The organism is Mycobacterium sp. ZZG, from assembly GCF_054786995.1.
The window spans coordinates 1-13,252 of sequence record NZ_JBTBFV010000023.1; the positions used below are offsets into that span (position 1 = coordinate 1).

Consider the following 13,252-nt stretch of genomic DNA (forward strand, 5'->3'; position numbering starts at 1 on the left):
GGCTCAATCTCGTCGAGCGCTGGTTTGCCGAGCTGACCACCAAGAAACTGCGCCGCTCCACTCACACCTCGGTGCGGCAACTCAACGCCGATATCCGTGCCTGGATCGACACCTGGAACGACAACCCCAAGCCTTACGTCTGGACTAAGACCGCCGACCAGATCCTGGCAAGCATCGCCAACTACTGCAACCGAATTAATGACTCAGGACACTAGCGATAACCGACCGCGATTCAGGTGACCCGGATCCAGGGTTGGCAGTTCCGCGATTCGACGGCCATCACCGTCGCGTTGATGTTCGCGTACATCGGACCGATCGACATGTTCGTCGCGACCACGTGATCCTTGTTCGCATCAGGACGGCAACGGATTCACAGGATCCGCACCGGGCTGGTGGCACAAGCGCAACCGCGGCCGCAACGGCGCCGACCCAGGTTGCTGCGTAAGCCAGTCGCATGACGCGCATAGGTCCCCGGAATCCATTGCCCGATGTCACGGGCAGCGACATGCTATCGCCCCTACTCCGCGGGCGCGATATCGAGATTCAATTGTCCGGTGCGGGCTAGATGCACACAAAACCGCTGACATACCCGGACGGATCCGTCGCGCTGATGCATGCATCGACCCCCGCGTTCCAGCCCCACCTTCCACGACCCCACCCGGGGCCCCAGTCGTCGTGCTTCCAGTCGTCGTGGTGCGGCTTCTGGGCGATATCGACGCCGGGAGTGACCGGAGCGGCGTTCGCCATACCAGCGACCATCCCGCTCCCCAGGCCTAGGCCTATCGCAAAAATCAGTCCCGCAAACAGATAGTTGAGCTTCATGATTCCTTCTCTCCCATCGTGTTTGAGCGTACTGCGCGGAAATGCGAAACACACGGGCCCAGTGCTACCGAGCCATCAACGCCTCACACGAAAGCACCCCCGGCCTTTGGCGGACCGGGGGTGCTCGGTGGTCGTCACTTAGTGGTGGTGATGACCATGGCCATGGCCATGACCGTCATCCTCCGGTTCGGCCGGCTTGTCGACAACGGCCGTCTCGGTGGTGAGGATCATGCGGGCCACCGACGCCGCGTTGACCAAGGCCGAACGGGTGACCTTCACCGGATCGATGACACCGTCGGCGATCAGATCGCCGTACTCCATCGTCGCGGCGTTGAAGCCCTGTCCGACAGGCAGTTCGGAGACCTTGTTCACCACAACCGAGCCGTCCAGGCCGGCGTTGGTGGCGATCCAGTACAGCGGCGAGGACAACCCGGCGGCGAACACGTCGACACCAAGCGCCTCGTCACCAGACAGCTCCGAGCGCAACTTCTCCAGGCCGGCACGGGCCTGCACCAGAGCAGCACCGCCGCCGACGACGATGCCCTCCTCGACAGCAGCCTTGGCCGCGGCGACCGCGTCCTCGACCGCTTCCTTGCGCTTCTTGAGGTCCGTCTCGGTGGCGGCGCCGACCTTGATGACCGCGACACCGCCGGCCAGCTTGGCCAGCCGCTCCTCGAGCTTCTCGCGATCCCAGTCGGAGTCCGCCGCCTCGATCTCGGCGCGCAGCTGCGCTTTCCGGGCTTCGATGGCCTCCCGGGTGCCGCCGCCGTCGACGATGACCGTGCTGTCCTTGTCGACGACGACGCGCCGCGCGGTGCCGAGCACCTCGAGGCCCACGTCACGCAGCACCAGACCCACGTCGGGGTTGACGACCTGACCGCCGGTCACGACAGCGAGGTCATCGAGGAACGCCTTGCGCCGGTCACCGAAGAACGGCGCCTTGACCGCGACGGTCTTGAGTGTCTTGCGGATCGCGTTGACGACCAGTGTCGAGAGCGCTTCGCCCTCAACGTCTTCGGCGATGATCAACAGCGGCTTGCCCGCCTCGGCGACCTTCTCCAGCAGCGGAAGCAGGTCGGGCAGCGAGCTGATCTTCTCACGGTGCAGCAGCACGAACGCGTCCTCGAGCACCGCTTCCTGAGAATCGAAATCGGTGACGAAGTACGCCGACAGGAAGCCCTTGTCGAAGCCCACGCCCTCGGTGATCTCCAGCTCGGTGTTCAGGGTCGAGGACTCCTCGACCGTGACCACACCGTCCTTGCCGACCTTGGTCATGGCCTGCCCCACGAGCTCGCCGACCTGCTCGTCGCGAGACGACACGGTCGCGACCTGAGCGATGGCCTTCGCGTCGTTGACGGGGGTCGCCGAGGCCAGCAGCGCCTCAGACACGGCGTCAGCGGCCTTTGAGATGCCGGAGCCGAGCGCGATCGGGTTCGCTCCGGCCGCGACGTTGCGCAGCCCGGTCTTGACGAACGCCTGGGCCAGCACGGTCGCGGTCGTGGTGCCGTCGCCGGCGACGTCGTTGGTCTTGGTCGCCACCGACTTCACCAGCTGCGCACCGAGGTTCTCGAACGGATCCTCGAGGTCGATGTCACGCGCGATCGTCACGCCGTCGTTGGTGACGGTCGGCCCGCCCCACGACTTGGCGAGCACCACATTGCGGCCGCGCGGGCCGAGCGTCACCTTGACCGCATCAGCGAGCTTGTCGACACCGACCTCCATGGCGCGACGCGCGGTTTCGTTGAACTCAATCTGCTTACTCATGAATGTCTTTCCCTAGGAACGGGTGGAACGCGCGCCGCCCCGGACATCACCTGCGCATGCGGGACGTCCGGGGCGGAACACGATTCGCCTACTTGGAGACGACAGCCAGCACGTCGCGGGCCGACAGGATCAGGTACTCCTCGCCGTTGTACTTGATCTCGGTGCCGCCGTACTTGCTGTAGATGACGACATCGCCCTCCGACACGTCCAGAGGAATCCGCTTCTCGCCATCCTCATCCCAGCGGCCGGGGCCAACTGCGACGACGGTGCCTTCCTGCGGCTTCTCCTTGGCGGTGTCGGGGATGACCAGACCGGAAGCGGTCGTGGTCTCGGCCTCGTTGGCCTGAACGAGGATCTTGTCCTCGAGTGGCTTGATGTTCACGCTCGCCACGATGGAGCCCCTTCACTGATGTAGGTGTATGTACTCAGCGGCCGTTTCCGTCCTCGCGCCGTCGTCGCGGGTGTCGACACAAGGCTGAACCGGCTGCCGCCTAGCACTCTATACACGAGAGTGCCAGCACTCAAGGCTAGGGCCTGAAGCTCTTGCCGGAGGGGACCTCTGCGGCAGAACTTGAGGACGGCGGGCGCAAGATCGTGTGCTGGCGTGTCGGTGGGTGTTGGCATAATAGAACATGTGTTCGAGTTGATCGAGGGGGTGCCCGACCCCGACCAGCTGTCCGGGTTCTCGGCGGCCGAGCTGATCGACGCCGCCCGGGCCAGCGCCCGCGCCGAGAACGCCGCCTGCGCCCGCAAGCTGGCCGTGATGGCCGAAATCTTCACCCGCCGCACCGGCCTACCCGCCGGAGACCGCGAATCCTGGTGGATCGACCCCGAGGCCGCGGTCACCGCCGAACTGGCTGCCGCCCAGAACATCACCCAAGGCCTGGCCTCCCACCAAGCCCACCGCGGAGTCGCCCTGCGCGACCGGCTGCCCACAGTGTTCACCCTGTTCACCGCCGGACTGATCAGCGACCTGCTCGCCCGCACCATCATCTGGCGCACCTACCTGATCACCGACCCCGCCGTGATGGCCGCTGTGGACACCGAACGGGCCGACCAGATCAGCACCTGGGGCACCCTCTCGGCCGGCAAAACCGAACTGGCCATCGACGACATGATCGAACGCCACGACCCCGACGCCGTACGCAAAAAGAAGAACTCCACCCCCGGCCGCGCCCTGGAATTCGGCAGCCCCGTCGACCCACCCGGACTGACCACCATCTACGCCCGCCTCTACACCAGCGACGCCAACACCTCCGAAGAACTCATCAACGCCATGGCCCACAGCGTGTGCCCCGACGACCCCGCACCCTCGACGACCGCCGCATTCAAGCCCACACCGCCCTGCTGACCGGAATCACCACCCTGGCCTGCCACTGCGGCACCGACAACTGCCCAGCCACCAACCGACCCCAACCCATCCGCAACACCACCATCTACCTCATCACCGACACCACCGGCGCCAATACCGACACCGCAGGTGAGGCTCAGGCCGACCAACCCACCGACCCGACCGGCGGCGAACAGTCCGCAGCCCAGGGCCAGGCACCCGTGGGCACGCGTGAACTGCGGCCCGGGACAACCGAACGGTCCACCTATGTGTTCGGCGCCGGGCTGACCCCGACCGCGTTGCTGGCCGGCATGTGCACCCAGGCCACCGTCCGCGAGATCATCCACCCCGGCCAGGCCGGACCCGAACCCCGCTACACCCCCTCAGCCGCACTGGCCGCGTACATCCGCTGCCGCGACCTGACCTGCCGCTTCCCCGGCTGCGACACCCCCGCCACCGACACCGACATCGACCACACCGTGCCCTACCCCACCGGACCCACCCACCCCTCAAACCTCAAAAGCCTGTGCCGTTTTCACTATCGGCTGGCTGGAGTACCGTTGCACCTATGGGCCAAACCACCGCCGCGATCTACCTCCGAATCTCGTCCGATCCAACGGGCCAGCAACTTGGCGTGATGCGCCAGCGCGAAGACTGCACACGAATCTGTGTCGAAAACGGATGGAAACCCGTCGAGTACGTCGACAACGATATTTCAGCGAGCACCGGCAAGCGCAGACCGGCCTACGAGGACATGCTCAACGACATTCGCGACGGTCGGATCGGCGCTGTCGTCGCGTGGGACTTGGACCGATTGCACCGGCGTCCCATCGAGCTAGAGGCATTCATGGCCCTAGCTGACGAAAAGCACCTGGCGTTGGCGACTGCCTCCGGTGACGTGGACCTATCGCACCCACAGGGCCGGTTGATCGCACGGCTCAAGGGATCGGTGGCCGCTCATGAAGTCGAACACAAGCGAGTGCGTCAGCTACGCGCCGCAGTACAGAAAGCCGAGCGCGGATTACCCAAGTGGCGCAAGGCGTTCGGTTACATGCCCTACACCGGGACCAAGGAAACCGACACCGGGCAGCGCACACCGAATCCCGAGACCGCGCCACTGGTGAAACGGGTCTACGCACACGTAATCGCTGGCGGGTCAATCTCCGATGGCGTGCGAATGCTCAACGCCGAAGGCGCGTTCGGCCTGTCGGGCAAGCCGTGGACGCCATCGACGCTGAGCCTGTTCCTACGCAAGCCGCGCAATGCCGGTCTACGTGATCACAACGACGAACTGGTGATCGGTTCCGATGGGCAACCCGTCAAAGGCACGTGGACGCCGCTGGTGGATGAAATCACCTGGCGCACAGCGCAAGCCATCCTGACGGCACCGGGACGGGCACCGGGCAAGAAAACGGTGCGAAAGCATCTGCTGACCGGAGTGCTCAAATGCGGCAAGCCCGGTTGCGACGGGCGTTTGAGTGGACTGCAAACGATGCAGGGAGACCGAGCGTATCGCTGCAAGGTCTGCCTAGGGGTGAGCGTTCGCGCTGGATTCGTTGAGCCCATCGTCTACAGCGTCGTAGGCGCACGGCTGGCCGAACCGGATGCCGTCGACCTACTACGCGCCAAAGTCTTCGATCCGGCGCTAGCTCAAAAACTCGAAGACGAGAAACAAACCCTTTACGGTCAGATTCGGGCCGCTAACGCCGAGTACGACGACGGGATCATTGACGGTCGCCGCCTGGCCGCGCGAACCGAGCGCGTCAACGAGAAACTGGCTGTGATCGAAGCTCAGTTGAACGACGCCGAGCGCGTGCGCGTCTTCGAAGGCTTGCCGCTGGGCACGCCCGAAGTAGCCGACGCCGTGAAGCGTCTTTCACCGGATCGACTGCGGGCCGTGATCGGTGTCGTGGTCGAGTTCACGGTTGCACCCGTGGGCAAGGGACGCCGCGTCAACGGGGAGCGTTTCGACCCGGATCGAGTCACGACAACCTGGCTGTAGTCATCGCCAAAACGTAGACGAATTCGCTTGCTTTACAAAGCATTTGGGCAGCACCTATCCACACTTGACCCTTGCGCGACTCTCCACACTCCGCGTATGGTCGTGGGTAGCCGTTACGGCATCGCCCCGAAACCGAGTCGGATACGCAATGTGGGCGAATCTCAGAGGGAACCTCTGTGAATTCTCAACAGCAATCGCCCAATGATCGTGGTCTAACTCCTGCGCAGATGTGGACCGTTCAGCAGGTCTGCGAGTACATGGGTCTATCGAGTTCCGGTGTGCGCAAGCTGATTACACAGCGAAAGCTACCGGCGCTGCGCGTCGGTTCGACGTACCGGATTCATCCTGACGACGTGCAGGCACTCATCACGCCGGTTGGTGCCGAATGAAGGGCGAAGGCGTCAACCAAGAGCGACTAGACGCCTACGTGAAACGCGTTGTGTCGCAGGCACCGCCGCTGACCGATGAGCAGCGGACACGGCTTGCTGAATTGCTTCGCCCGGTGCAGATCGTCGCGCAACCCGCCAGGATGGACGCCGCATCATGAGCGACGTTCGACGCAAATCCATTGAGCGCCGCATCGTTGATCCGGCCATCACCAAGCACGGCGATCCCTCGCCCGAAGCGGCCTCAGCGCGTCGAGTCGCGAAGGCACTCGATCACTTGCTGAGCAGCCCGGTCACGGCACGACCGCTGCCCGAAGTCGAAGACGCACTAGTCGAAGCCGAGAAAACGCAACGGCGCGTTGACATGTGGGTCAAACAGTTCTTCACCCGTCGCGGCAAGCCGCCGCCGCTGACGCTGTTGCGCGGAGGTCGCTACCGAGAGCAGTTGTTCGACAACACCGAAGACCTCAACGACTCCATGCCCGACCCGTAACGGCAACGATCCCGGCCCCCACGGGATAGGGACCGGGATCGCACAGCAGTTCCGACGAGAGAACCGAACCACCCCAACGCCATTGAAAGGCAGCCAGTCCCATGGTAGCGCAGAGCAACGACAACAACGGCACACAAACGCCTTTCGCAACCGGCGCACCGCTATACCGGGCTGCCGGATTCGCCGGAACGCTGCCGCTGCCCAAGGGCGAGAAGCACCCACCGCCGACCGGCTACACCGGCATCAAGGCAACCGACCCTGACCCCGCCAGGGTGGAACTGTGGCGCGAGCAACAGCCAGACGGCAATATCTGCCTGCGCCTGGCGGGTGTTGACGACGACTACGAAGTGATCGCAGTCGACGTTGACCATTACATCAAGGGCGGCAAGCGAAAGACTGGCGGCGACCAACTCGCGCGACTAATTGAAAGCGTTGGGCCACTGCCGGATACGTGGGTGAGTTCGTCGCGTGTCGATGGGCACAGCGGTAAGCGGTTCTATCGGGTGCCGAAGGGTCTGCGGTTCAAAGGCCAGGTCGACAAAGACATCGAAGTCATTCAGAAACGGCACCGCTTCGCCGTGGTGTGGCCTAGTTTCAATCCAGATTCGCAGGCCGTAGAGACGTGGTTTCCACCCGGCGCACCGCTGACGACCGCAGGGCGAAGCCTCTGGGATGGCAGAGTGCCCGACGCACGAACGCTGCCGGTGCTGCCAGACGCGTGGATCGACTATCTCACCAACGGGCGCGTGCGTGAATCCGATGACGAGATGGACATGGATTCATCGGTCAGCGATGTATACGCGTGGGCCTATGACGCGTTCGGTGTCGATGAACCGCTGTGCCCTCGGATGAACGAAAAGGCCGCACTCCATATCAAGACAATTCGCGATGAAGCAACGTCACACGACAAGATCGTGAAGGCGCACATGAATGTTTTGTGGCTGGCCCAAGAGGGCCACCGTGGTTGGGATAGCGCGATTGCACAGATCGAAAAGCAGTTCATTGCAACGTGTATCGACAGAGACAAGCGTGACCCGAACGAACTACAGGGCGAACTGTTTCGCAGCCGCACCAACGGATTACGCCGCGTGAAGGGCCGCGCCGACGCACAGATTGCCATCGGGGCCGCAGGCGTTGCCACCGTCGACATAGAGTGCGACTCTGGCGGGCTCATCATGCCGACGATTGGAACGGTTGCGCAACGTCGGATCAATCGCCGCGCCTACCGTCCAATGTATCGACCGGCCTACCGACCGATGGGCCGGTGATCGCCATGGGAACCGCCCATCAATTGCCCGAGCCCGGTACACCAGAATGGGACGAGTCGATAGCTCTGGCCGTCCGTGCAAAGCTGCATGATGACGCCGTGACGAAAGCGTATGCGGCGGCAACCGGCGAAAGTGCATCGTCGTGGACCCGCATTGATCTGCACGACGCGATCTACGGCGATCACCCTGACATCACGCCAACTGTGTTGCAAAGAAACGATACTCAAGCACTGGGTTATTCCGGTCTAACCCACTCGATCCACGGCCCAGCCGGGTCAGGCAAAACGTGGTTCATGCTTTGCGCTGTCGCGCAGGAACTCGCAGCGGGCCGTGACGTGTTGTATCTCGATTACGAGAGCTTTCCCGTACAGATCGTCAAACGCCTAAAACTGCTGGGTGTATCGGGAGAGAAGATCAACAAGCATCTTCACTACTACCGCCCACAGGCTGCACCGGATGCACTCGACGTGGACTCAGCCGCGTTCGCCGGAATGCTCAATCAGTCGTATTCGCTCGCCGTGATCGACGGGGCGAACATTTCCATGGCGCTGTGCGGCCTCAATCCTGACGTAGCCACCGACGTGGCGCGTTGGCACGCCGCGATCATGCTACCCATTGCGGAGCGCACCGGGGCCGCAACGTTCGCCGTCGACCACGTGCCGAAGAATAGTTCGGCTTACAGCGGGTTTGCCATCGGATCGCAGCACAAAGTAGCTGGTCTGACGGGTGCGGCGTTCGTTGCCGAGAAGATGGAGCCGTTCGGTCGCGGCGCGAAAGGCTATGCCACACTGCGCGTTTCACCCGAAAAGGATCGCGAGGGATTCGTGCACGGCATCGGACTCAACGACGGGCAACCGGACGGTCTACTGGTGGCCGAACTGCACATCGACGCTACCGACACGACGACCACGATTGAGCTGCGACCGCCGACCGACGAAACGGTCAAGGCCGTGGCTGACAAACGCAACAAGCACAAAGGCGGCAAGACTGAAACAGCTGACATCACTTACGAAATGGAACTGATCAGTTCCTATTGGGATGAAGCGCTGCGCGATCCTAAGTCTGATGCGAAGGAACGTTCGCAGAACAAGACGGTGGACACCCTACTGGCACGACAAAAGGCAAGCCCTAGTGACTTTGAACGCGCGCTGTCGCGTGACGCTTTGAAACTCGCAGTGCGTGCCCTGATTGATCCGAAGACGCCTGGAGGGCCTTACGCCGAGCTTGACGAGTCGATCACTTTGCGCGGTGGCAGTCATCCGCACCGCACCGTGACGCTCTACCAACGTGGCTCGCTGGACGCCAAGCTGTCGAAGATTCTCAGTCAGGCCAAGGTGGGCCGCGTCGATGACGACGACGCTACGACGGGCCAAACCCCATGAATTCCTCGGCCCTCTGGAACTGTGCGGCACTGTGCGGAACCAGTACGCCGCACAGTTCGGAACGCCCTGGAACTGAACTGTGCGGCGGTACGTAGTGAGACCGCACAGTTCAGTTCAGTTCCGACGCTGCCGGTAGTGATCAGTGATCGGAATTCCCGCACAGTTTGGAACAACACAAAACACGTTGCGATTCACGAATTGAATTGCGCACAATGAAAGGAAATGAAATGACGAAACCCGTTCTGCCACTACTGGGCGCAGCCGAAGCGGACGAATTTTGCAAGTTCATCATGAGAGAACTACAGGACGACGGACTGCCGAAGAGAGAATTTGACCTAGCGGCGAATGCGATTGATTCGATGCCACCCGAAGAACTCGCGTTCTTTCACGCACTGCGCTTTCATCCGAGCTTGCCTGACTACGTTCGATTCGGTTGGGAGTCTTGCACAATTGTTGTACGTGGGCTGGCGTTGAAGAAATGAGCGCGCCGCCACTCAACCGATACAACGCTGATCAGGCGGTGCAATCTCAACCTGTGCTCTGGTGGGTATTGATCAATCAAGCCGAATGGATCACCGCTCAAACCGGCTGGGGACTCGCGAACACTTGGTATTGGATTCACAAAGGCGATTATTTGCGTGCCCGTGAGAATTTAAATAATACGCGAGCAATGCTGATCGAAAGTGGTGTGCTCAAATCCGACACGCCGTGGACGCAATAGCGAATTCAGCTGAATTTCGGGAGGATCAAGATATGAGCGTGGAATTCGAGACCGACCGCGCCGCCCTGGCGGGCTCTACAGGAATCAACGCGGCCAATCCGGCACAGGACGACGAACACGGGCCGAACGTCGATCCTGGGGCAGATGCGGGCCAGGACGCACCCAAGCGCACGGGCCGTGGACCGGGTAAGCCCAAGCCCGGCGTCCTGGTGCTCACGTGCGCGGCCTGCCACCGCGCCATCGCCGGATCGGGGGCCGGATACGCCTACGTGAGCCTGGTCGACGCGCAGCGTGTGGCTCAGCGGGCCGCAGCGGGCTACCAAGACCCCGCCAAGGCCCGATGGACCCTGGCCCACCGTGGATGCATACCCGAGGCCCTGGCGCCCATGTCGCCGCACTTCCGGCTGTGGGCCGATCGCATCACCACGACTGACGACCTGCTCGACGCCATGGTCACGCTGAGTCGCCATCCGTGGTTTGCCTGGTCGGACTGGGGCGCACTGGCACGCGGCATCCTGGCCGACACCGAGACCGCTAACACCAAGGGCGAGGTCTTGCAGGCCCGATTGAACCGACTCGCCGAACGGCGACGAATGCAACGCCGCGAGACCAGAGCGCGTGAAGCAGAGCAGCGCCAACAGGCGCGTGATGAAGCCAAACGGCGACGCGACTCCGAGGGCACGGCGCACAAGCTCAGCGCTGGGCAACGCCGCCAAGAGCAAGCAGAAGCATTCCGCAACGACCCCACCGACGAACGCCACGGTACAACCAACGGATACAACAACTACGGCTGCCGTTGTGATAAATGCCGCGAAGCGAACAACGCAGACAAGCGGCGACAGCGAGAACGGGTCGAATCGTGAGCACCGCAAGGGTTGAAACGCTAGCCAAGCGGCACGGAACCACCACCGGATACACGTACGGATGCCGCTGCGATCCCTGCAAGGCCGCTAAATCGGCAGACTTGCGCGCCTATCGCGCCGACCATCCGCAGGACAACACCAGCGCCTATGTCAGGGCCAGAAACTACGAGGCGCAACTACGGCGAGAGCAACGCGGCCTACCCGACCCGAACGACTCACGGCACGGCACCGTCAACGGCTACGCCAAGTGGGGATGCCGGTGCGACCCATGCCGAGAAGCCGCGAACGCCTACAAGCGCGATCTACGCGCAGCGCAACGAGCGAAAGCAGAACAACCATGCTGAACACCGAAACCGTTCTCACCGTGATCGCAGGGCATTTGGCCGGCAGTGGGCTAGGTCAATACGACGAGAACGGGCAGTACCTCAACCACCCCGACCTACCGGCGGTTCTGTTCGCCGATGCCGACACGCCCGACACCGCGTGTGTGCTCACGTGCACCGACCAAGACGACAAACTAGGCCACTGGACCATCGAATTCGCCTGGCGGGCGACAGGCGTCACACCGGCCGCCGTCGACACGATGGCCGACAACGTATTTCAGCACTTTCGCGACGTGCTGGGAGTCAAAGCAACCAACGTCGTCTGGCAGGCCGGGTCCATCGTGGACATGCCCTCGCTCATCCTGCCGGGACTGCTCGAATGGACCGATGCCGAACGCCTCGGACGCGGCACTGCAGAGCGCACTAGCGACGCCAAGCACAACGGCACCCGGTGGGTGCGCCGAGACCAGTACCTCATGACGATGCACTCGGTGTGGTAGCGATGGCACGGGCACGAATTCAGTTCGATGACGGCGGACTACGCCGCAACCTCGCCACCTTCAACCGCGACTTGGACCGCAGGGTTGGCCGCGTCATGGACGCCGAAAGCGACTATGCTACGGCCTATCTCAAAGCACACGCACCCTGGCGGGACAACTCGGGAGCCGCACGCGCAGGACTGTCGGCAACGGTGTCCGACCTGGGCCGGGGATCGTACGAGCTGCTGCTCAGCTACTCAGTTCACTATGGAATTTTCCTCGAAACAAAAGAGAGCGGCAAATACGCAGTGATCACACCGGCAATGAGGATCATCGGACAAAAGCTGTTGGACGACCTCACGCACATCATAGACCGGATGGGCCACTGAAATGGCCGTCACAAGGGAATGCACCATCTGTGGTAGCACCTTCCAGTTGACGCACCGAGGGAGTGCGCAAGCGTATTGCAGCAAGCAGTGCGCCAACAGTCGCCCCAGATCGAAGCGCGGACCATCGTTTGCGCTCACGGTCACAAGAATGCAGGTACCCAACTTGGACGGACTCACCGAGTACGTCAACGCCAACTCAGGACTACCGCCCGTGACGCCGGATCAAGTGAAAGCCGTTCTCGCTAGTTACGTTACGGTCACCGGCCTATGCATGGTCGCTGGCTGCGGGAGCGCGAAGTATCGAGAGAGCAGCATGTGCAGTAGCCACACCAGGCTCAGGGATCGGTACGGTGACCCGCTGATCAGCCTGCGCGGCCCGTTGCGCAAGGGCGACAACATCGGGTACGGCCCTGCTCACGCGCGAGTGCGCAAGCTACGCGGTCCCGCTGACCAACACCTCTGCGTCGATTGCGGCGAACAAGCGCATGAGTGGTCGTACGATCACAACGACGAGGGCGAACGGCGCTGTGCTAGAGGCAATTCGGTCGTGTCTTACAGTCCGAACCCTGACCACTACCTGCCGCGTTGCCGGTCGTGCCACAAACAGTTCGACCTCGACCACATGCGTTCGCGCACAACGTGATCCACGATGGCCGCACGCAAACCATGCCTGGAAACGGGGTGCACGGGATTCGTTGACACACAGGGCATGTCACCCCGGCAAGCAGCGACAGTGCACCGATGCCCATCCCATCAACGGGACCACGCTCGCGCCTACGACCGGGTTCGCAATCAACGTCCAGCACGACGAGAGCGAGCCAACGCGAGTTATCAGGCGATACCCAAGCCGATAGGTCGACGCTGCGCGCTGCGAATCGAGGGGCTATGCCTTGGTTGGGCAACGCAGTGGGATGCCATCGTGCCCTATTCGAAGGGTGGCAGGCACGTGCTGAGCAACTTGCAACCCGCGTGTGGTCCTTGCAACGCCAGCAAGGGCGACAAGTGAAGCGAACGACTAGCCCAGTCGGAT

General features: G+C 62.5%; 16 protein-coding genes and 1 pseudogene. 14 read left to right on the plus strand and 3 right to left on the minus strand.

What is annotated here, in order from left to right:
* A pseudogene (locus tag ACXMYJ_RS14635) lies at window positions 1–215 on the plus strand (IS630 family transposase); the annotation flags it as partial.
* Window positions 216–561: 346 nt separating this feature from the next.
* Here ACXMYJ_RS14635 and ACXMYJ_RS14640 read toward each other — a convergent pair.
* The 3 genes from ACXMYJ_RS14640 to groES form a co-directional block, all read right to left on the minus strand.
* Window positions 562–822: a hypothetical protein gene (locus ACXMYJ_RS14640; protein ID WP_260757477.1), complete on the minus strand. Its 261-nt coding sequence runs from the start codon at window positions 820–822 to the stop codon at window positions 562–564.
* Between the two features lie 138 nt (window positions 823–960).
* Window positions 961–2,586 (minus strand): chaperonin GroEL, encoded by a 1,626-nt coding sequence (groL, locus tag ACXMYJ_RS14645; protein ID WP_460357138.1) that lies wholly within the window; start codon window positions 2,584–2,586, stop codon window positions 961–963.
* Between the two features lie 88 nt (window positions 2,587–2,674).
* Window positions 2,675–2,977 (minus strand): co-chaperone GroES, encoded by a 303-nt coding sequence (groES, locus tag ACXMYJ_RS14650; RefSeq protein WP_003929249.1) that lies wholly within the window; start codon window positions 2,975–2,977, stop codon window positions 2,675–2,677.
* Window positions 2,978–3,220: 243 nt separating this feature from the next.
* On the opposite strand from groES, the gene ACXMYJ_RS14655 reads away from it, so the two are divergent.
* From ACXMYJ_RS14655 to ACXMYJ_RS14715, 13 genes are all read left to right on the plus strand, one after another.
* Window positions 3,221–3,937 (plus strand): DUF222 domain-containing protein, encoded by a 717-nt coding sequence (locus ACXMYJ_RS14655; RefSeq protein WP_460357142.1) that lies wholly within the window; start codon window positions 3,221–3,223, stop codon window positions 3,935–3,937.
* Window positions 3,877–4,554: an HNH endonuclease signature motif containing protein gene (locus ACXMYJ_RS14660; protein WP_460357145.1), complete on the plus strand. Its 678-nt coding sequence runs from the start codon at window positions 3,877–3,879 to the stop codon at window positions 4,552–4,554. The genes ACXMYJ_RS14655 and ACXMYJ_RS14660 overlap by 61 nt, the downstream gene beginning before the upstream one ends.
* Window positions 4,485–5,918 carry a recombinase family protein gene (locus tag ACXMYJ_RS14665; RefSeq protein WP_460357147.1) on the plus strand — a complete coding sequence of 478 codons (1,434 nt, stop codon included), beginning with the start codon at window positions 4,485–4,487 and terminating at the stop codon, window positions 5,916–5,918. Before ACXMYJ_RS14660 ends, ACXMYJ_RS14665 begins: the two co-directional genes overlap by 70 nt.
* Window positions 5,919–6,094: 176 nt before the next feature.
* Window positions 6,095–6,307 carry a helix-turn-helix domain-containing protein gene (locus tag ACXMYJ_RS14670; RefSeq protein WP_460357150.1) on the plus strand — a complete coding sequence of 71 codons (213 nt, stop codon included), beginning with the start codon at window positions 6,095–6,097 and terminating at the stop codon, window positions 6,305–6,307.
* 154 nt (window positions 6,308–6,461) lie between these two features.
* Window positions 6,462–6,797, plus strand: coding sequence for a hypothetical protein (locus tag ACXMYJ_RS14675; RefSeq protein WP_460357153.1), 336 nt, complete (start codon window positions 6,462–6,464; stop codon window positions 6,795–6,797).
* A gap of 101 nt (window positions 6,798–6,898) precedes the next feature.
* Window positions 6,899–8,065: a bifunctional DNA primase/polymerase gene (locus ACXMYJ_RS14680; RefSeq protein WP_460357156.1), complete on the plus strand. Its 1,167-nt coding sequence runs from the start codon at window positions 6,899–6,901 to the stop codon at window positions 8,063–8,065.
* The gene (locus ACXMYJ_RS14685) at window positions 8,062–9,447 is read left to right on the plus strand and encodes an AAA family ATPase (protein WP_460357158.1); all 1,386 of its coding nucleotides are present in this window, start codon (window positions 8,062–8,064) and stop codon (window positions 9,445–9,447) included. Before ACXMYJ_RS14680 ends, ACXMYJ_RS14685 begins: the two co-directional genes overlap by 4 nt.
* A 227-nt stretch (window positions 9,448–9,674) precedes the next feature.
* Entirely contained in the window at window positions 9,675–9,929 is a 255-nt protein-coding gene (locus tag ACXMYJ_RS14690) for a hypothetical protein (protein ID WP_460357161.1), read from the plus strand.
* Window positions 9,926–10,168 carry a hypothetical protein gene (locus ACXMYJ_RS14695; protein ID WP_460357163.1) on the plus strand — a complete coding sequence of 81 codons (243 nt, stop codon included), beginning with the start codon at window positions 9,926–9,928 and terminating at the stop codon, window positions 10,166–10,168. The genes ACXMYJ_RS14690 and ACXMYJ_RS14695 overlap by 4 nt, the downstream gene beginning before the upstream one ends.
* 38 nt (window positions 10,169–10,206) lie before the next feature.
* Entirely contained in the window at window positions 10,207–11,031 is an 825-nt protein-coding gene (locus ACXMYJ_RS14700) for a hypothetical protein (RefSeq protein WP_460357166.1), read from the plus strand.
* A gap of 337 nt (window positions 11,032–11,368) precedes the next feature.
* Window positions 11,369–11,854, plus strand: coding sequence for a hypothetical protein (locus ACXMYJ_RS14705; RefSeq protein WP_460357169.1), 486 nt, complete (start codon window positions 11,369–11,371; stop codon window positions 11,852–11,854).
* A 2-nt stretch (window positions 11,855–11,856) separates the two neighbouring features.
* The gene (locus ACXMYJ_RS14710) at window positions 11,857–12,222 is read left to right on the plus strand and encodes a hypothetical protein (RefSeq protein ID WP_460357172.1); all 366 of its coding nucleotides are present in this window, start codon (window positions 11,857–11,859) and stop codon (window positions 12,220–12,222) included.
* 709 nt (window positions 12,223–12,931) lie between these two features.
* Window positions 12,932–13,228 carry an HNH endonuclease gene (locus ACXMYJ_RS14715; protein ID WP_460357274.1) on the plus strand — a complete coding sequence of 99 codons (297 nt, stop codon included), beginning with the start codon at window positions 12,932–12,934 and terminating at the stop codon, window positions 13,226–13,228.
* The last annotated feature ends 24 nt before the right edge of the window (window positions 13,229–13,252 follow it).

Coding starts and splice junctions, on each gene's coding strand:
- ACXMYJ_RS14640 (WP_260757477.1), bottom strand. CDS start 822: ATGAAGCTCAACTATCTGTTTGCGGGACTGATTTTTGCGATAGGCCTA.
- groL (WP_460357138.1), bottom strand. CDS start 2,586: ATGAGTAAGCAGATTGAGTTCAACGAAACCGCGCGTCGCGCCATGGAG.
- ACXMYJ_RS14665 (WP_460357147.1), top strand. CDS start 4,485: ATGGGCCAAACCACCGCCGCGATCTACCTCCGAATCTCGTCCGATCCA.
- ACXMYJ_RS14675 (WP_460357153.1), top strand. CDS start 6,462: ATGAGCGACGTTCGACGCAAATCCATTGAGCGCCGCATCGTTGATCCG.
- ACXMYJ_RS14680 (WP_460357156.1), top strand. CDS start 6,899: ATGGTAGCGCAGAGCAACGACAACAACGGCACACAAACGCCTTTCGCA.
- ACXMYJ_RS14690 (WP_460357161.1), top strand. CDS start 9,675: ATGACGAAACCCGTTCTGCCACTACTGGGCGCAGCCGAAGCGGACGAA.
- ACXMYJ_RS14695 (WP_460357163.1), top strand. CDS start 9,926: ATGAGCGCGCCGCCACTCAACCGATACAACGCTGATCAGGCGGTGCAA.
- ACXMYJ_RS14705 (WP_460357169.1), top strand. CDS start 11,369: ATGCTGAACACCGAAACCGTTCTCACCGTGATCGCAGGGCATTTGGCC.
- ACXMYJ_RS14710 (WP_460357172.1), top strand. CDS start 11,857: ATGGCACGGGCACGAATTCAGTTCGATGACGGCGGACTACGCCGCAAC.
- ACXMYJ_RS14715 (WP_460357274.1), top strand. CDS start 12,932: ATGTCACCCCGGCAAGCAGCGACAGTGCACCGATGCCCATCCCATCAA.